The organism is Umezawaea tangerina (assembly GCF_003002815.1).
Taxonomy (GTDB): domain Bacteria; phylum Actinomycetota; class Actinomycetes; order Mycobacteriales; family Pseudonocardiaceae; genus Umezawaea; species Umezawaea tangerina.
In genome coordinates, this window is record NZ_PVTF01000016.1 from 54,903 (window position 1) to 75,968 (window position 21,066).

The 21,066-nt window shown below is 73.7% G+C and carries 2 protein-coding genes (1 of these 2 cut by a window edge); both read left to right on the forward strand.

Going from position 1 to position 21,066, the window contains the following annotated elements; genetic code table 11:
- Positions 1 to 6,041, forward strand: partial view of a type I polyketide synthase gene (locus tag CLV43_RS49810; RefSeq protein ID WP_425445796.1) — the end only. 13,735 nt of this gene lie to the left of the window's left edge; the window shows 6,041 of its 19,776 coding nt (coding positions 13,736–19,776); its start codon lies off the left edge, out of view; the stop codon is at positions 6,039 to 6,041.
- Complete coding sequence (locus CLV43_RS39625) at positions 6,038 to 21,064, forward strand: SDR family NAD(P)-dependent oxidoreductase (RefSeq protein WP_425445794.1); 15,027 nt, start codon at positions 6,038 to 6,040, stop codon at positions 21,062 to 21,064. Before CLV43_RS49810 ends, CLV43_RS39625 begins: the two co-directional genes overlap by 4 nt.
- Positions 21,065 to 21,066 lie beyond the last annotated feature (2 nt).

The window sequence follows — 21,066 nt, forward strand, 5'->3', positions numbered from 1 at the left end:
AGACCCCGGACCGGCTCGACGCCGTGGCGCTGCCCAAGGCGGACGCCGCCAGGCACCTGCACGAGCTGGTCGGCGACGTCGAGCTGTTCGTCCTGTTCTCCTCGCTGTCCGGCACCTACGGCACGGCGGGCCAGTCGAACTACGCCGCCGCCAACGCCTACCTCGACGGCCTCGCCCACCACCGCCGGGCGAACGGGCTCGCCGCCACGTCGCTGGCGTGGGGCCTGTGGCAGACCGACACCGGCATGGGCACCGACTCCGACCGGGCGGCACGCGGCGGTATCGGCACGTTGTCCACTGTGGACGGCTTGGCGCTGTTCGACGCCGCGCTCGCCAGCGGGGAGGCCCACCTCGTCCCGGTGCACCTTGACCTCGCGGTCCTGCGCACCCACCCGACCGTGCCCGCGATCCTGCAGGGCCTGGTCCGCCCGGCCCGCCGGGCCGCCCGCTCCGCCGACACCGCGTCCCGCCTCGGTCTGGCCGACCTGGTCGGCCCCGAGCGGCACCGCGCGGTGCTGGAGCTGGTCCGCACGCAGGTCGCCGCCGTCCTGGGCTACGACTCGCCGGACGCCGTCCACGCCGGGCGCGCGTTCAAGGAGCTGGGCTTCGACTCGCTGACGGCGGTGGAACTCCGCAACGGCCTCAACGCCGTCACGGGGATGCGCCTGCCCGCCACGCTGGTCTTCGACTACCCGAACGCGGGCGCGCTGGCCGACCACCTCGTCGAGGAGCTGTTCGGCGCGGTGGAGGCATCGGCGGTGGAGGTCCGCGCGGCGAAGGTCGCCGACGACGAGCCGATCGCGATCGTGTCCATGAGCTGCCGCTACCCCGGCGGCATCCGCACCCCCGAGCAGCTGTGGGACCTCGTGGTCGCCGGGAACGACGGCATCTCGCCGTTCCCGACCGACCGCGGCTGGGACCTGGAGAACCTGTTCGACTCCGACCCCGACACCCCCGGCACGACCTACGCCCGCGAAGGCGGCTTCCTGCACGACGCCGCGCAGTTCGACCCGGCGTTCTTCGGGATGGGGCCGCGCGAGGCGCTGGCCACCGACCCGCAGCAGCGGTTGCTGCTGGAGACGTCGTGGGAGACGTTCGAGCGCGCGGGCATCGACCCGACCTCGGTGCGCGGCAGCAAGACCGGTGTCTTCGCCGGTGTCATGTACTACGACTACGCCTCCCGGCTCACGCTGATCCCGGAGGAGGTCGAGGGTTTCGTCGGCACCGGCAACTCCGCCAGCGTCATCTCCGGCCGCGTCGCCTACACGTTCGGGCTGGAAGGTCCGGCCGTCACGGTCGACACCGCGTGCTCCTCCTCGTTGGTGGCACTGCACTTGGCGGTGCAGGCGCTGCGGTCCGGCGAGTGCGACCTGGCGCTGGCCGGTGGTGTCACGGTGATGCCGTCGCCCGGCACGTTCACCTCCTTCAGCCGCCAGCGCGGCCTCGCCGAGGACGGCCGCGTCAAGTCGTTCGCGGCCGGTGCCGACGGCACGGCGTGGGGCGAGGGCGTGGGCCTGCTGCTCGTCGAGCGGCTGTCCGACGCGCGCCGCAACGGCCACCCGGTGCTCGCCATCGTCAAGGGCACCGCGGTCAACCAGGACGGCGCCTCGAACGGCCTGACCGCCCCGAACGGTCCGTCGCAGCAGCGGGTCATCAAGCAGGCGCTGGCGAACGCCCGCCTCGGCGCCGACCAGATCGACGTGGTCGAGGCGCACGGCACCGGCACCACGCTGGGCGACCCGATCGAGGCGCAGGCCCTGCTGGCCACCTACGGCCAGGAGCGCTCGGGTGACGAGCCGCTGTGGCTCGGCTCGATCAAGTCCAACATCGGCCACACGCAGGCCGCCGCCGGTGTCGCCGGTGTCATCAAGATGGTGCAGGCGATGCGGCACGGCGTGCTGCCCAAGACGCTCAACGTCGACGCCCCGTCCCCGCACATCGACTGGAGCGCGGGCGAGGTCGAGCTGCTGACCGAGGCGCGCGAGTGGCCGTCGACCGGCCGCCCCCGCCGGGCCGCGATCTCCTCGTTCGGCATCTCCGGCACCAACGCCCACACGATCATCGAGCAGGCGCCGGAAGCTCTGCCAAGCGCGGAGCCGACGATCACCGAACAGGTCGTTCCGGTGCTGCTGTCGGCTCGCGGCGAGGAAGCCCTGAAGGCGCAGGCGATCCAGCTGCACGCCCACCTGGCGGCGCACCCGGAGCTGGACCTGGTCGAGGCGGCGGGCACGCTCGCCACCCACCGGGCCGCACTGGAGCACCGCGCGGCGTTCGTGGCCGAGTCCCGCACCGAGCTGCTGGGCAAGCTGGCCGCGTTCGACGCCATCACCGGTGGTGTCGGGGGTTCGGGCAAGACGGCCTTCCTGTTCACCGGCCAGGGCTCGCAGCGGCTGGGCATGGGCCGCGAGCTGTACGAGGCCTTCCCGGTGTACGCCAAGGCGTTCGACGAGGTCTGCGACCGCTTCGACGTCCCGGTCCGCGAGACCGTGTTCGGCGCCGACGCCGACGCCCTCGACCAGACCGGCCTGACCCAGCCCGCGCTGTTCGCGGTCGAGGTCGCGCTGTTCCGGCTGCTGGAGAGCTGGGGCGTGCGCGCCGACCACCTGGCGGGCCACTCGATCGGCGAGCTGGCCGCGGCCCACGTGGCCGGGGTGCTCTCGCTGGACGACGCCACCGCTCTGGTCGGTGCCCGCGGTCGGCTCATGCAGGCGCTGCCGACCGGCGGCCTGATGATCTCCGTCCGCGCGGCCGAGTCCGACGTGCTCCCGCTGCTGACCGACGGCGTCTCCATCGCCGCGGTCAACGGGCCGCGCTCGGTGGTCGTCGCCGGTGACGAGGACGCGGTCCTCACGGTGGTCGGCGGGCTGGCCGAGCAGGGCGTGAAGACCAAGCGCCTCAAGGTCTCCCACGCGTTCCACTCGCCGCTGATGGAGCCGATGCTCGACGAGTTCCGCGCCGTCGCGCAGGGCCTGACCTACTCCACCCCGCGCATCCCGATGCTCGGCGACGTGACCGACCCGGAGCACTGGGTCCGGCACGTGCGCGACGCCGTCCGGTTCGCCGACTCGCTGACCGAGCTGACCCGCCTGGGCGTCACCACGTTCCTGGAGGTCGGTCCGGACGGCGTCCTCACGGCGATGGCCGCCGAGGCCGACGTGACCGCGGTCCCGGTGCTGCGCAAGGACCGGGCCGAGGTCGCCACGCTGACCACGGCGCTGGCCGACCTGCACGTCCACGGCGTGGGGGTCGACTGGCGGGCGTTCTTCGCCGGTCGCGCCACGCGCCAGGTCGAGCTGCCCACCTACGCGTTCCAGACCTCGCGGTACTGGCTGGAGGACGCGGCCACGGCGGTCGACGTCTCCTCGGCCGGACTCGCCTCCGCCGACCACCCGCTGCTCGGCGCGGCCGTGCCGCTGGCCGACGCGGACGGCTTCCTGTTCACCGGCAGGCTTTCCCTCGAAACGCACCCGTGGCTGGCCGAGCACGAGGTCCACGACGTGGTCCTGCTGCCCGGCACGGCCTTCGTGGAGCTCGCCCTGCGGGCCGGGGACCAGGTCGGCTGCGGCGCCGTGGAGGAGCTGACCCTCCAGTCGCCGCTCGTGCTGCCGAAGACCGGCTCCGTGCAGCTCCAAGCCGTCGTGGGCGCTCCCGACGAGTCCGGCGCCCGGCCGTTCGCGCTGCACAGCCGCGGTGGCGACGAGCCGTGGACCCGGCACGCCACGGGGTCCCTGGTGGCGTCGGACGTCCCCTCCTTCGACCTGGCCCAGTGGCCGCCGACCGGCGCCGAGGCGGTCGACGTGACAGGTGTCTACGACGGCTTCGCGGTCGCCGGGTTCGGCTACGGGCCGCTGTTCCAGGGTCTCGGCGCCGCCTGGCGACTGGGTGACGACGTCTACACCGAGGTCGCGCTGCCCGCCGACGCCGACGCGAGCGCCTACGGCGTGCACCCGGCGCTGCTGGACGCGGCGCTGCACGGCATCGGCGCGGGCGGCCTGCTCTCCGGTGACGGGCTGCTGCCCTTCGCCTGGAGCGGCGTGCGGCTCTACTCGACCGGCGCGAAGTCGTTGCGGGTCAAGCTCTCCGCCACCGGCGAGTCCGTCGCCATCCAGCTCGCCGACGGCACCGGAGCCCCGGTCGCCGCGGTGGACTCCCTCGCGCTGCGGGCCATCTCGGCCGACCAGCTCGCCGGTGCCCCGACCCACGTCGACTCGCTGTACCGGGTCGAGTGGACCGCGGTCACCACCGGGACGCCCGTTGCGGACGTCACCTACGCCGTGCTCGGCGACGACGAGCTGAAGGTGGGCGCGGGCCTCGAACAGGCCGGTGTCCGCCTGGTGCCCGGCGGCGACGCCGACGTGGTCTTCGCCTCCTTCGTGGCGAGCCAGGACGACTCGGTCCGCTCCGCCACGACCGGCGTGCTCGACCTGCTGCGCACCTGGCTCGCCGACGACACCCGCGAGGACCAGCACCTCGTGCTGGTCACCCGCAACGCGGTCGCCGTCGGTGCCGACGACGACGTCGCCGACCTCGCCAACGCCGCCGCCCGCGGCCTGGTGCGCTCGGCGCAGGCCGAGCACCCCGGCCGGTTCGTCCTGGTGGACCTGGACGAGGCGGACACCTCGGCGCTGGCGCTGACCGCCGCGCTCGCCGCCGGTGAGCCGGAACTGGCCCTGCGTGACGGAGTCGCGTTCGCGCCCCGCCTCGCCAAGGTCGGCCCGGCCGCCGAGCCGACCGCGCTCGACCCGAACGGCACGGTGCTCGTCACCGGTGCCACCGGCACCCTCGGCGGCCTGGTCGCCGAGCACCTGGTGACCCGGCACGGCATCCGCAACCTGGTCCTCACCAGCAGGCGCGGCCTGGCCGCCCCCGGCGCGGAGGACCTGCGCGACCGGCTCGTGGCCAAGGGCGCCGCGGTGGAGTTCGTCGCCTGCGACGTCGCCGACCGCGACGCCGTGACCGGGCTGCTGGCCGGTGTCCCGGCCGAGCACCCGCTGACCGCCGTGGTGCACACCGCCGGTGTGCTCGACGACGCCACGATCACCTCGCTGACCGCCGACCAGCTCGACCGCGTGCTGCGGCCGAAGGTCGACGCGGCGACCACCCTGCACGAGCTGACCCGCGACCTGGACCTGGCCGCGTTCGTCCTGTTCTCCTCCACCGGCGGTGTGTTCGGGGCGGCGGGCCAGGGCAACTACGCCGCGGCCAACGCCTACCTCGACGCGCTGGCCCAGCGCCGGCGGTCGACCGGTCTGGCCGCGACCTCCGTGGCGTGGGGCCTGTGGGTCACCGAGGACGGCATGGGCGCCGACCTCACCGAGGCCGACGTCCAGCGCATGGCGCGGGCCGGTGTCGCACCGCTGACACCGGGCCAGGGCCTGGAGCTGTTCGACACCGCGCTGGGCCACGACCTCGCCGCGCTGGTGCCGATCAACCTGGACCTCGCGGTGCTGCGTTCGCAGGCCGCCGCCGGCACCCTCGCACCGCTGCTGCGGGGCCTGGTGAAGACGCCGGTCCGCCGGTCCGCCGAAGCCGCTGTCGTCGAGGTCTCCTTGTCCGCCAGGCTCGCCGGACTGTCCGGTGTGGACCGCGACCGCGCGGTCCTCGACCTGGTCCGGCAGCACGCGGCCACGGTGCTCGGCTACGAGTCCTACACCGCCGTGGAGGCCGGTCGCGGCTTCCTGGAGCTCGGCTTCGACTCGCTGACCGCGGTGGAGTTCCGCAACCGGATCACCGCGGCGACGGGCCTGCGCCTGCCCGCCACGCTGATCTTCGACTACCCGTCACCGACGGCGCTCGCCCAGCACCTCGGCACGATCGTGCCGACCGAGGACGCGGCGGGCACCACCGGTGTGCACACCGAACTGGACCGACTGGCCGCCGCACTGGGCACGGCCGCACCGGACGACGCCGAGAAGCAGGTGATCGCGGCCCGGCTGCGCGACCTGCTCGCCGGGCTGGACGCCGGAGCGCCGCAGGACGACGACCTCGGCTCCGCCACCGCGGACGAGTTGTTCGACCTGCTCGACAACGAGCTGTCGTGAGCCACGTGACCGCCGCCAACGCCAGAGGAGATGATCACGTGGCGAACGAGGACAAGTACCTCGCCTACCTGAAGCGGGCCACCGCCGACCTGCGGGACGCGCGCAAGCAGCTCCGCGACGTCGAGGACAAGGCCTCCGAGCCCATCGCGATCGTCGCGATGTCGTGCCGCTTCCCCGGTGGGGTCACCACCCCGGAGGACCTCTGGGACCTCGTGGCGAACGGTCGCGACGCGATCTCCGGGTTCCCGACCGACCGCGGCTGGCAGGTCGAGGACATCCCCCTGGAGGGCGGTTTCCTCTACGACGTCAGCGCGTTCGACCCGGCGTTCTTCGGCATCTCGCCCCGCGAGGCCCTGGCGATGGACCCGCAGCAGCGGTTGCTGCTGGAGACGTCCTACGAGGCGTTCGAACGGGCGGGCATCGACCCGTCGACGCTCAAGGGCAGCCGGACCGGCGTGTTCGCCGGCCTGATGTACCACGACTACGCCGCCCGCGAGATCGCGCCGCCGGAGGGCGTCGAGGGCTACCTGGGCAACGGCAGCGCGGGCAGCATCGCGTCCGGCCGCGTCGCCTACACCCTCGGCCTGGAAGGCCCGGCCGTCACCATCGACACGGCGTGCTCCTCGTCGCTGGTCGCACTGCACTGGGCCGTGCAGGCCCTGCGGCTCGGCGAGTGCGAGATGGCGCTGGCCGGCGGTGTCGCGGTCATGTCCACGCCCGGCACGTTCATCGACTTCGCCCGCCAGGGCGCCCTGGCCTCCGACGGCCGCTGCAAGGCGTTCTCCGCCGAGGCCGACGGCACCGGCTGGGGCGAGGGCGTCGGCATGCTCCTGCTGGAGCGGCTGTCCGACGCCCAGCGGCTCGGCCACGAGGTCCTGGCCGTCGTGCGCGGCAGTGCGATCAACCAGGACGGCGCCTCCAGCGGCCTGACCGCCCCGAACGGCCCGTCGCAGCAGCGCGTGATCAAGCAGGCGCTGGCGTCGGCCGGTCTGTCCACTTCGGACGTCGACGTCGTCGAGGCGCACGGCACCGGCACCTCGCTGGGTGACCCGATCGAGGCGCAGGCCCTGCTGGCCACCTACGGCCAGGACCGCGAGGACCCGCTGTGGCTGGGCTCGCTCAAGTCCAACATCGGGCACACGCAGGCCGCCGCCGGTGTCGCGGGCATCATCAAGATGGTCATGGCCCTGCGCAACGGGGTCCTGCCGAAGACCCTGCACGCCGACCACCGCTCGCCGCACGTCGACTGGGCCGACGGCAACATCGAGCTGCTGACCGAGGCCCGCGAGTGGCCCGCGAACGACCGTCCGCGCCGCGCGGGCATCTCGTCGTTCGGCATCAGCGGCACCAACGCCCACACGATCATCGAGCAGGCCCCGGCGGTAGAGCCCGTCGAGGCGGTCGCCCAGGAGCCGGTCGCGGTTCCGTTCGTGCTGTCGGGCAAGACGGAGCAGGCCCTGCGTGCCCAGGCCGCCAAGCTGAGCGAGCACCTGGCCGCGCACCCCGACAGCACCCCGCGCGACCTGGCCTGGTCCCTCGCGACCACCCGCACCGCGCACACCCACCGTGCCGCCATCGTCGGCACTGACCTGGCCGACGTGGTGCGCGGGCTCGACTCGCTGAACCCCGGCGTGGCCAAGGAGTCCGGTCTCGCGTTCCTGTTCACCGGCCAGGGTTCGCAGCGCGCGGGCATGGGCCGTGAGCTGTACGCGGCGTTCCCGGTGTTCGCGAAGGCGTTCGACGAGGTGGCGGCGCTGGTGGACGTGCGGGACACCCAGGAGGAGTTGGACCGCACGGAGTTCACCCAGCCCGCGATCTTCGCCCTGGAAGTGGCGCTGTACCGGCTGGTCGAGTCGTGGGGCATCCGTCCCGACTTCCTGGGCGGGCACTCCATCGGTGAGATCGCCGCGGCCCACGTGGCGGGTGTGCTCTCGTTGGAGGACGCCGCCAAGCTGGTCAACGCCCGCGCGCGGCTGATGCAGGCCCTTCCGGCCGGTGGCGCGATGATCGCGTTGCAGGCCACCGAGGACGAGGTCACGCCCCACCTCACGGACACCGTCTCCATCGCCGCGATCAACGGCCCGAAGGCCATCGTGCTCGCTGGCGAGGAAACCCCCGTCGCGCAGGTGGTCGAGAAGTTCGCCGACCGGAAGTCCAAGCGGCTCAGCGTGTCGCACGCGTTCCACTCGCCGCTGATGGACCCGATGCTCGACGACTTCCGCGCCGTCGTCACCACCCTGACCTTCCAGCGGCCCCGGATCGAGCTGCTCGGCGACGTGACCGACCCGGAGTACTGGGTCTCCCACGTCCGCGACACCGTCCGCTTCCACGACGCCGTGCGGACCCTGGAGGAGCGCGGGGTCACCAAGTTCCTGGAGCTGGGCCCGGACGGCGTGCTCGCCGCGATGGCCGAGGTCCCCGTGACCCCGTTGCTGCGCAAGGACCGCGATGAGGTCGAGTCCGTTGCCACGGCGGTCGGTGCCCTGCACGTCAGCGGCGTCACCGTCGACTGGACCGCGTACTTCGGCGGCGGCACGAAGGTCTCCCTGCCCACCTACGCGTTCCAGCGCGACCGCTACTGGCTCGACGTGGTCCCCGGCGGCGTCCGGCTCGGCGCGTCCGACCACCCGCTGCTCGGCTCCACGGTCTCGCTCGCCGACTCAGACGGCCTCGTGCTCAGCGGCCACCTCGCCCTGGACACGCACGCCTGGCTGGCCGACCACGCCGTGTCCGGCACGGTCCTGCTGCCCGGCACCGCGTTCGTCGAGCTGGCGATCCACGCGGCCGACGAGGTCGGCTGCGAGCTGCTGGAAGAGCTCACCCTCGAAGCGCCGCTGGTCGTGCCCGAGCACGGCGGCGTGCAGGTCCAGGTCGGTGTCAGCGGTCCGGACGACACCGGCCGCCGCGCCCTGACCGTCCACTCGCGACTCGACGGGCCGTGGACCCGGCACGCCACCGGCACCCTGCTCCCGACCGCGCCCGCCACGACGTTCGACCTGTCGCAGTGGCCGCCCGCCGGTGCCCAGCCGGTCGCGGTCGACACCCTCTACGACGACCTCGCCTCCGTCGGACTCGCCTACGGGCCGGTGTTCCAGGGCGCCAAGGCCGTGTGGCGGCGCGGTGACGAGGTGTTCGCCGACGTCGTGGTCGACGGCGACGTGACGGGGTTCGGCATCCACCCGGCGCTGCTGGACGCGACGCTGCACGCGATCGGCGCCGTGGAGTCGGGTGGCCTGGCCAAGCTCCCGTTCGCCTGGCGCGAGGTCGCCCTGCACGCCGTGGGCGCCACCGCGGTGCGGGTCCGTCTCTCGCCGACCGGTGCCGACGGCGTCTCGCTCCAGCTCGCCGACACCACCGGCGCTCCGGTCGCCTCCGTGGGATCGCTGGTGCTGCGCGAGGTTCGCGCCGACCAGCTCGCCGCGGGCTTCACCGAGTCCCTGTTCCACGTCGACTGGACCGTTCTGCCGGTCGCCGGCGCGTCCATCCGGATCGTCGAGACGGTCCTGGACGCCGACCTCTCCACCATCGAGCCCGCCGACGCCGTGCTGGTCAGCATCCCCGCCGGAACCGGTGGCGCGGCCGAGGTGCACGAGGCCGTGCGGACGGCGCTGCGCCTGTTGTGCGCGTGGCTGGCCGACGAGCGCTTCGCCGAGTCGCGCCTGGTCTTCGCCACGACCGGCGCCGACCATGCGGGCAGTGCCGTCCAGGGCTTGGTCCGCTCCGCGCAGACCGAGCACCCCGAACGGTTCCTCCTGCTCGACACCGACGGTTCCGCCGCTTCCGAGGAGGTCTTGCCCGCGGCCCTCGCCACCGGCGAACCGCAGATCAGCCTGCGCGACGGCGTGGTCCGCGTCGCCCGGCTGGCCCGCAGCTCCGACGTCCGCGCGGACGTCCCGGTGCTGGACGGCACCGTGCTCATCACCGGCGGGACCGGCGGTCTCGGCGCCGTGTTCGCCAAGCACCTGGTCGTCAAGTACGGCGTCCGCGGCCTGCTGCTCACCTCCCGCCGCGGCCCGGACGCGCCCGGCGCGGCCGACCTCGTCACCGAGCTGGAAGCCCTCGGCGCCACCGTCACCGTCGCCGCGTGCGACGCGGCCGACCGCGACGCCCTCGCCGCGCTGCTGGCCGACCACCCGGTGTCCGCCGTGGTGCACACCGCGGGCGTGCTGGACGACGGCGTGCTCGACGCCCTGACCCCCGAGCAGGTCGGCACCGTGCTGCGGCCCAAGGTCGACGGCGCGCTCAACCTGCACGAGCTGACCCACGACCTCAAGGCGTTCATCCTCTTCTCCTCCTCGGCGACCACCTTCGGCAACGCGGGCCAGGCGAACTACGCCGCCGCCAACGCGGTGCTGGACAACCTGGCGCACGTCCGCCGGGCGAACGGCCAGCACGGCCTCTCGATCGCGTGGGGCCTGTGGGCCGGGACCGGCGGCATGGGCGCGACCCTCACCGACGCCACCGTCGAGCGGATGACCCGCATGGGCGTCCGCCCGCTGACCCCGGACGAGGGCCTGGCGCTGTTCGACGCCGCCTTCGCCTCCGAGCTGCCGGTGCAGGTGCCCGCGCACCTCGACACCGCCGTCCTCGGTGGCCAGCCGACCGTGTCCCCGCTGCTGCGCGGCCTGGTCCGCCCGACCCGCCGCTCCGCCCGCACCGCCCCGGTGCCGACCGCCTCGGCGTTGACCGGCGTCTCCGGCGCGGAACTGGTCACGATCGTGCGCCACCACGTCGCCGAGGTCCTCGGCTACGGCTCCGGCGACGACGTGGAACCGGGCCTGGCGTTCAAGGAACTGGGGTTCGACTCGCTCACCGCGGTCGAGCTGCGCAACCGCCTCAACGGTCACACCGGCCTCCGCCTGCCCGCCACGCTGGTGTTCGACTACCCGACGCCCGCCGCGCTCGCCGAGCACCTGCGGACCGAGCTCGGCGGGGGAGCGGCCACGCCGACCGCCGCCGGCACCGTCGTGCTCGGCACCGACGAACCGATCGCGATCGTCGGCATGGCCTGCCGCTACCCCGGCGGGATCACCACGCCGGAGGACCTGTGGAACCTGGTCGCGTCGGGCGGGGACGCCGTCACCGGCTTCCCGACCGACCGCGGCTGGGACCTGGAGAACCTGTACCACGCCGACCCCGACCACCCCGGCACGAGCTACGTGCGCGACGGCGGGTTCCTGCACGACGCCGCCGAGTTCGACCCGACGTTCTTCGGCATCTCACCCCGTGAGGCGCTGGCGCTGGACCCGCAGCACCGCCTGCTGCTGGAGACCACGTGGGAGGCGTTCGAGCGCGCCGGCATCGACCCGGCGGCGCAGCGCGGCAGCCGGACCGGTGTGTTCGCCGGGATCATGTACCACGACTACGCCTCCGTGGTGGAGCGCGGCGTCGAGGAGACCGAGGGCTACCTCGGCACCGGTGGCAGCCTCGCCTCCGGTCGCGTCTCCTACACCTTCGGCCTGGAGGGTCCGGCCGTCACGGTCGACACCGCGTGCTCGTCCTCGTTGGTGGCACTGCACCTCGCGGTCCAGGCGTTGCGCAACGGCGAGTGCACGCTGGCGCTGGCCGGTGGTGTCACGGTCATGGCGACCCCGTCCACGTTCGTCGGCTTCAGCCGGCAACGCGGCCTCGCGGTCGACGGCCGCTGCAAGTCCTTCGCGGGCGCGGCGGACGGCACCGGCTGGTCGGAGGGCGCGGGCATGCTGCTCGTCGAACGCCTCTCCGACGCCCAGCGCAACGGCCACCCGGTCCTGGCCATCGTGCGGGGCTCGGCCATCAACCAGGACGGCGCCTCCAACGGCCTCACCGCCCCCAACGGTCCGGCCCAGCGCAAGGTGATCCAGCAAGCGCTGGCCAGTGCCCGCCTGTCCACTTCGGACGTCGACCTGGTCGAGGCCCACGGCACCGGCACGAAGCTCGGCGACCCGATCGAGGCGCAGGCCCTCCTCGCCACCTACGGCCAGGACCGCTCGGAGCCGCTGCTGCTGGGCTCCATCAAGTCCAACATCGGCCACTCCCAGGCCGCGGCCGGTGTCGCGGGCATCATCAAGGTCGTCGAGGCCATGCGCCACGGCGTCGTCCCGAAGACCCTGCACGTCGACGCCCCCACCTCCGAGGTCGACTGGACCGCGGGCGCGGTCGAGCTGACCACCGAGTCCCGCCCGTGGCCGTCCGTCGACCGCCCCCGCCGTGCGGGCGTCTCGTCGTTCGGCATCAGCGGCACCAACGCCCACGTCATCATCGAACAGCCGCCGGTCGTCGCGGTCGAAGAGACCGGGACCGACGACTTCCCCCGCCCGCTGGTCCTCTCCGGGCGCACGCCCGCCGCCCTGCGCGGCCAGGCCCTCGCGCTCGCCGCCCACGTCGAAGCCCACCCGGAGCTGGACCTCCTGGACGTCGGCCACTCGCTGCTGGCTCGCACGACCCACGAGCACCGCGCGGCCGTCGTCGCCCACGACTGCGAGCAGGTCCTCCGCGACCTGGCCGCCCTCGGCCGCGGCGAGTCGACCACCACGACCGGCAGGACCGCGTTCCTGTTCACCGGCCAGGGTTCCCAGCGGCTCGGCATGGGCCGGGAGCTGTACGACTCGGTGCCGGTGTTCGCCCGCGCGTTCGACGAGGTCCGCGCCCAGTTCGACCTCCCGTTGCGGGACGTCGTGTTCGGCGCGGACGCCGACGCGCTCGACCGGACCGCCGTCACGCAGCCCGCGCTGTTCGCGCTGGAAGTCGCCCTGTTCCGGACCCTGGAGCACTGGGGGATGACCCCGGACGTCGTCGCGGGCCACTCGATCGGCGAGATCGCCGCCGCCCACGTGGCCGGAGTCCTGTCGCTGGAAGACGCGGCCGTCCTGGTGGAGACCCGCGGCAAGCTCATGCAGGCCCTGCCGGCCGGCGGCGCGATGGTCGCCCTCCAGGCCACCGAGGACGAGGTCACGCCCCACCTCACCGAACTGGTGTCGCTGGCCGCCGTCAACGGCCCGAACTCCGTGGTCGTCGCGGGCGACGAGACCGCCGTCGCCGCCGTGGTCGCCCGGTTCGCGGACCGCAAGTCCAAGCGCCTCAGCGTGTCGCACGCGTTCCACTCGCCGCTGATGGACCCGGTGCTGGACGACTTCCGCGCCGTGGTCTCGACGTTGACGTTCCACGAGCCGCGCATCCCGCTGCTCGGCGACGTGACCGACCCGGAGTACTGGGTCCGCCACGTGCGCGGCACGGTCCGCTTCGCCGACACCATGGCCGCCTTGGAAGCCCGAGGCGTCAAGACCTTCGTCGAACTGGGCCCGGACGGCGTGCTGGCCGCGATGGCCGACGCCCCCGTCATCCCCTTGCTGCGCAAGGACCGCCCCGAACTCGCCACGCTGCTCTCGGCCGTCGGCAACGCCTACGCGGCCGGTGCCGACGTCGACTGGGCGCGGCTGCTCAAGGGCGGCCGCCGCGTCGACCTGCCCACCTACGCCTTCCAGCGGTCCCACTACTGGCCCACCGCCGGTGCCGCCTACGGCGACGTGACCTCGGTCGGCCAGGGCGACGCGGACCACCCGCTGCTCGGCGCGGCCGTCGCGCTGCCCGAAGGCCAGCTGTTCACCGCCCGGCTCTCGGTCACCACGCACCCGTGGCTGGCCGACCACGTCGTGGCGGGCACGGTCCTGGTGCCCGGCACCGCGTTCGTCGAGATGGCGCTGCGCGCGGGTGCCGAGGTCGGCTGCGAGCTGCTGGAGGAGCTGACCCTCGAAGCGCCGCTCGCCCTGCACGGCCCCGTCCAGCTCCGCCTCGCGCTCGGCGAGCCCGACGAGGACGGTCGGCACGCGCTGACCGTGCACTCGCGGCCCGAGGGCGACGACGAGCCGTGGGTCCGGCACGCCACCGGAACCCTGCTCCCGCAGGCACCTCCGGCCGCCTTCACCCTCGCCGAGTGGCCGCCCGCCGGTGGCGAGCCGGTCGCGGTCGACGAGGTCTACCCCGCGCTCGCCGCCGCCGGGCTGGAGTACGGCCCGGCGTTCCAGGGCTTGCGTTCGGCGTGGCGGTGCGGCGACGACGTGTTCGCCGAGGTCGCGCTGGACGTGCCCGCGGACCGGTTCGGCCTGCACCCGGCCCTGTTCGACGCCGTGCTGCACGCCCTGTCCCTCGGCGCCTCCACGAGCAGGACGCAGTTGCCTTTCGCCTGGCGCAACGTCTCGTTGCACGCGGTGGGCGCCGAGGCGCTGCGCGTCCACGTTTCCCGCACCGGCGCCGACGGTGTCGCGCTGGAGATCGCCGACGCCACCGGCACGCCGGTCGCGTCCGTGGACTCGCTGGTGCTGCGGGAGTTCACGCCCGACCAGCTCGGCACCTCCCCGGTGGCGCGCTCGCTGTTCCAGGTCGAGTGGACCCCGGTCGACGGCACCGGGCCGGTCGCCGCGGTGCGCGCGGAGATCACCGCCGACTCCGTGTCCGGCGCGGTGCGCCAGGCGCTGACGTCGATCCGCACCTGGCTCGCCGAGGACCACGCCGAACGGCTCGTCTTCGTCACCACCGGCGCGGTCGCGGTCCGCGGTGAGGACGTCACGGACCTGGCCGGTGCCGCCGTGCGCGGCCTGGTGCGGTCGGCGCAGTCCGAGCACCCGGACCGGTTCGTGCTGCTGGACACCGACGACTCGGTCGACCTGGCCGCCGCGGTCGCGTCCGGCGAACCCGAGGTCGCCGTCCGCGGCGGCGCCGTGCTCGCCCCGCGCCTGGCCCGTGCGACGTCCACTGCGGACGCCGGACTGGAGTTCCGCGGCACGGTGCTGGTCACCGGCGCGACCGGCAGCCTGGGCTCGGTCTTCGCCAAGCACCTGGTCACCTCCCACGGCGTCCGCAGCCTGCTGCTCACCTCCCGCCAGGGCCCCGACGCGCCGGGCGCGGACGAGCTCCTGGACGAGCTGCTGGCCCTCGGTGCCTCGGTCGAGCTCGTCGCCTGCGACGTGGCCGACCGCGTCGCCCTGAAGGCGCTGCTGGACGACCGCGCGGTCGGCGCCGTCGTGCACACCGCCGGTGTGCTGGACGACGCCACGATCACCTCGCTCACCCCCGAGCAGGTCGACAGGGTGCTGCGCCCCAAGGTGGACGCCGCGCTCAACCTGCACGAGCTGACCACCGACCTCTCCGCGTTCGTCGTCTTCTCCTCGGCCGCGGGCACGTTCGGCAACGCGGGCCAGGGCAACTACGCCGCCGCCAACGCCTACCTGGACGCACTGGTCCAGCACCGCGCCGCCCAGGGGCAGCCCGCGCTGTCGCTGGCCTGGGGCCTGTGGGAGGACACCGGCGGCATGACCGGTGACACCGACCGGCTCAGCCGCGGCGGAGTCACGGCCCTGTCCGTGGACGAGGGCGTGGCGCTGTTCGACCTGGCCGCGTCGACCGGCAACCCGGTCGTCGTCCCGATGCACCTGAACATCGCCGCCCTCGCCGGCCCCGCGGTCGCCCCGCTGCTGCGCGGTCTGGTCCGCACGACCCGCCGCGCCGCCGCGGCCGCCACGGGCGACTCCGGCCTGCTGGCCAGGCTCGCCGGCCTGACCGCCGCCGCGCAGGACGAGCTGCTGCTCGACCTGGTGCGCGGCCAGGCCGCCGACGTGCTCGGGTACTCCGGGCCGCAGGAGGTGGACCCCGAGCGCTCGTTCCGGGAGCTGGGCTTCGACTCGCTGACCGCCGTCGAGCTGCGCAACCGGCTCACCGCCGACACCGGCCTGCGGCTGCCCGCGACCCTGGTGTTCGACTACCCGTCCCCGGCCGCGCTGGTCGAGCACCTGCGCGCCGAGCTGGGCGGCACGGCCGCCGCTGTCACCGGCCCGGTCGCGGTGAACGCCACCGACGACGAGCCGATCGCCATCGTCGGCATCGGCTGCCGGTTCCCCGGCGACGTCCGCGGCCCGGAGGACCTGTGGGCGCTGCTGTCGGAGGGCCGCGACGCCGTCGGCGGCTTCCCGACCGACCGCGGCTGGGACGTCGAGAACCTGTACCACCCCGACCCCGACCACCAGGGCACGTCCTACTCCCGCGAGGGCGGTTTCCTCTACGGCGCGGCCGAGTTCGACCCGGCGTTCTTCGGGATCAACCCGAAGGAAGCCCTCGCCATGGACCCGCAGCAGCGCCTGCTGCTCCAGACGTCCTGGGAGGCGTTCGAGCGGGCCGGGATCGACCCGACCTCGTTGCGCGGCAGCCGGACCGGCGTCTTCGCCGGTGTCATGTACCACGACTACGCCTCGCGGCTGCGGTCCGTGCCGGACGGCATCGAGGGCTACCTCGGCACCGGCAGCTCGGGCAGCGTGATCTCGGGTCGCGTCTCCTACACCTTCGGCCTGGAGGGCCCGGCGGTCACCGTCGACACCGCGTGCTCCTCGTCCCTGGTGGCGCTGCACCTCGCCGTGCAGGCGCTGAGGTCCGGTGAGTGCTCGCTGGCGCTGGCTGGTGGTGTCACGGTGATGGCGACGCCCGGCACGTTCATCGGCTTCAGCCGCCAGCGCGGTCTGGCCGCCAACGGCCGCTGCAAGGCGTTCTCCGCCGACGCGGACGGCACCGGCTGGGGCGAAGGCGCGGGCATGCTGCTCGTCGAACGCCTCTCCGACGCCCGCGCCAACGGCCACCCGGTGCTCGCCGTCGTGCGCGGCTCGGCCATCAACCAGGACGGCGCCTCCAACGGCCTGACCGCCCCGAACGGCCCGTCGCAGCAGCGGGTCATCCGCCAGGCGCTGGCCAACGCCGGTCTGTCCACTTCGGACATCGACGCGGTCGAGGCGCACGGCACCGGCACCTCGCTGGGCGACCCGATCGAGGCGCAGGCACTGCTGGCCACCTACGGCCAGGACCGCGAAACTCCGCTGCTGCTGGGCTCCATCAAGTCCAACCTCGGCCACACGCAGGCCGCGGCCGGTGTCGCGGGCATCATCAAGATGGTCATGGCCCTGCGCCACGGCGTGCTGCCCAAGACCCTGCACGTCGGCGAGCCCTCGCCGCACGTCGACTGGACCGCGGGCGCCGTCGAGCTGCTGACCGAGGCGACCCCGTGGCCGTCGGGCGACCGCCCGCGCCGCGCCGCCGTCTCGTCGTTCGGCATCAGCGGCACCAACGCCCACACCATCATCGAGCAGGCTGCCTCCGAAGACGCGAACAGCGGCTTCGGAAGTTCTGATCCTTCCCGGCTTGTCGTCGAGAACAGCCACAGCGATGACATCGTGTTGCCGTGGGTGGTGTCCGCGAAGACCGCGGTGGCGCTCCAGGCGCAGACCGGCAAGCTGACCCAACACCTCGCCGACCACCCCGAGCGCTCGCTGGACGTGGCGTTCTCGCTGGCCACCAGCCGGGCCGCGTTCGAGCACCGGGCCGTCGTGATCGACGGCGAGGTCGCCGTGACCGGCTCGACCGGCGGCAAGCTCGCCGTCCTGTTCACCGGCCAGGGTTCGCAGCGCCTCGGCATGGGCCGTGAGCTGTACGACCGGTTCCCGGCGTTCGCCGCCGCGTTCGACGCCGTGTGCGCCGAGCTGGACGTGCCGGTGCAGGAGGTCGTGTTCGGCATCGACGCCAAGGCGCTCGACGAGACCGGCACCACCCAGCCCGCCCTGTTCGCGCTGGAAGTGGCGCTGTACCGCCTCTTCGAGCACTGGGGCGTGAAGCCCGACTTCCTGGCGGGCCACTCCGTCGGCGAGATCGCCGCGGCCCACGTGGCCGGTGTCCTCTCGTTGGAGGACGCGGCCAAGCTCGTCTCCGCCCGCGGCCGCCTGATGCAGGCCCTGCCGACCGGCGGCGCGATGGTCGCCCTCCAGGCCACCGAAGAGGAAGTGCTGCCCCACCTCGCCGTCGCCGTCGGCGGAGCCGACAATCTGGCGAAATCTTTGGTTTCCCTTGCAGCGATCAACGGTCCCAGGTCGGTCGTCATCGCGGGTGACGAGGCTCAGGTCGAGCAGGTGTTGGCGCACTTCCCCGACCGGAAGTCCAAGCGCCTGGCCGTGTCGCATGCGTTCCACTCGCCCCTGATGGACCCGATGCTGGACGACTTCCGCGCCATCGTCACCACCCTGACCTTCACCGAGCCGACGATCGCGCTGCTGGGCGAGGTGACCGACCCGGAGTACTGGGTCCGCCACGTCCGCGAGGCCGTCCGGTTCGCCGAGACCGTCACCACGCTGGAGGCCAGGGGCGTCAGGACGTTCCTGGAGCTGGGCCCGGACGGCACGCTCTCCGCGATGGGGGCCGAGTCCGCCGCCACCGCCGTGCTCGTCCCGGCGCTGCGCAAGGACCGCTCCGAGGTCAAGACCCTGTTCCACGCCCTCGGCACGGCCTACGCCCGTGGCGCCAAGGTCGACTGGACGGCGTTCTTCGCGGGCACCGACGCCCGCCGCGTCGACCTGCCCACCTACGCCTTCACCGACGAGCGCTACTGGTTGGACGAGGGCTCGGTCCCCGTCGGCCAGGGCCTCGCGCCCAGCGGCCACCCGCTGCTCGGCGGCGGCATCGACCTGCCGGACTCCGACAGCCACCTGTTCACCTCGCGGCTCACCAGGGACGGCCTGCCGTGGCTGGTCGACCACGCGGTCGGCGGCGCGGTCCTGCTGCCCGGCACGGCCTTCGTGGAGCTCGCGGTCCGCGCGGGCGAGGAGGTCGGCTGCCCGGTCGTCGAGGAGCTGACCCTGGCCGCGCCGCTGGTCCTGCCGGAGCACGGCGGCGTGCAGGTGCAGGTCGTGGTCGGTGGGTCGGACGCCGTCGGTCGCCGGAGCTTCACCGTCCACTCGCGACTCGACGACGAGCCGTGGACCCGGCACGCCACCGGAACCCTCGCCACGACCGGCGCTCCCGCCGACGGCGGCCTGGACGTGTGGCCCCCGGTCGACGCGCTTCCGGTCGACGTCAGCGGTCTCTACGACGGCTTCGCCGCCATCGGCCTGGAGTACGGCCCGGCGTTCCAAGGCGTCCAGGCCGCCTGGCGCACGGATGGCGAGGTGTACGCGGAGATCGCGGTCGACGAGGACACCTCCGACTACGCCGTCCACCCCGCGCTCCTGGACGCGTGCCTGCACGCGGTCGGCGTCGGCGACTTCTTCGAGAACACCGGCCAGGCCCGACTGCCGTTCGCCTGGGCGGGTGTCCGGGTGCACGCGGTCGGCGCCTCCTCGCTGCGGATCCGGATGGCCAAGGCGGGCACGGACGCGGTGACGCTGGAGATCGCCGACCCGACGGGTGCCCCGGTGGCCTCGGTCGAGTCCCTGGTGCTGCGCCCCCTGTCCACCGACCAGCTCGGCGGCGGCTTCGTCCGCTCGCTGTTCCGGGTCGACTGGACGCCGGTCACCGCGCCCGAGTCGAACGACATCCGCTGGGCGCTGCTCGGCTCCGACGACCTCAAGCTGGCCCAGGTGCTGGACATCCCGGTGCACGCCACGCTCGCCGAGGTCGGTCTGGTGGACGCGCTGCTCGTCTCCTCCGTGCCCGACCTCAGCGTCGGCGGCGGCCTCGCGGGTGCCACCAGGGCCGGTGTCGGCCGGATGCTCGACCTGGCCAAGGAGTGGGTGGCGCAGGACCGCGACGCCAAGCTGGTCGTGGTGACCGGCGGCGACCTGGCCGGTGCCGCCGTGCACGGCCTGCTGCGGTCGGCCCAGGCCGAGAACCCGGACCGGTTCGTGCTGGTGGAGCTGGACGACCACGAGGACTCGGTGCGCGCGCTCGGTGCCGCGCTGGCCACCGGTGAACCGAGGATCGCGATCCGCGAGGGCGCGCTCCTGGTGCCCAGGCTGGCGAAGGTGCCCGCGGTCGAGCAGGCGAGGCCGGAGCTGCGCGCGGGCGGCAAGGTGCTGCTCACCGGTGCGACCGGCGCGCTGGGCGCCCTGTTCGCCAAGCACCTGGTGACCTCCTACGGCGTCACCGACCTGCTGCTCACCAGCAGGCGCGGCCTGGACGCCCCCGGCGCCCCGGAGCTGCGCGACGAGCTGACCGCGCTCGGCGCCACCGCGGAGGTCGTGGCCTGCGACGTCGCGGACCGGGACGCGCTCAAGGCGCTGCTGGCCGAGCACCCGGTGACCGCCGTGGTGCACGCGGCCGGTGTGCTGGACGACGGCGTCCTCACCTCGCTCACCCCCGAACGGCTGGAGAAGGTGCTGCGCCCCAAGGTGGACGCCGCGCTCAACCTGCACGAGCTCACCGGCGACCTGGACGCGTTCGTCCTGTTCTCCTCCGCCGCGGGCACGTTCGGCAACCCCGGCCAGGCCAACTACGCCGCCGCCAACGCGTTCCTCGACGCACTGGCCGAGCACCGGCACGCGCAGGGCAAGCCCGCGCTGTCGCTGGGCTGGGGCCTGTGGGAGGACACCGGAGGCATGACCGCCGACCCGGCCCGGCTGGGCACGGCGCTGTCCGAAGTGGAGGGTCTGGCGCTGTTCGACACCGCGCTGGCCGGCCCGGACGCCACCGTCGTGCCGATGCACCTCGACACCACGGCACTGGGTGACCGGGTGCCCGCCCTGCTCAGCGGACTCGTCCGCAGGCAGGTGCGCCGCGCCTCGGCCGCCGAGGCCGCGCCCCAGGAGTCGCTGGGCAAGCGGATCGCCGGACTGTCCGACGGCGACCGGGACCAGGTGCTGCTCGACGTCGTCCGCTCGCACGTGGCGAGCGCGCTCGGCCTGCCGGGCCCCGACTCCGTGGACGAGCACCGCACGTTCCAGGAGATGGGCTTCGACTCGCTCAGCGCCGTGGAGCTGCGCAACGGACTGAACGCCGCGACCGGGCTGAAGCTGCCCGCGACGCTGGTGTTCGACTACCCGACCCCGGCCGCGCTGGTGGACCAGCTGCGGATCGAGGTCGTGCCCGACACACCCGCGGGAGCGCCGCTCTCGCTGGGTGATCTCGATCGACTGTCCGCCGAGCTCATCGAACTGGGCCGGGACGAGTCCGCGCGTGCGCGGATCACCGAACGGTTGCAAGCGGTACTGGCCGGACTGGCGGCGCCGGAATCCGAGAACGCGGATCTGGACGCGGCCACCGACGACGAACTCTTCGACCTGCTCGACCAGGAGCTGATGTGACG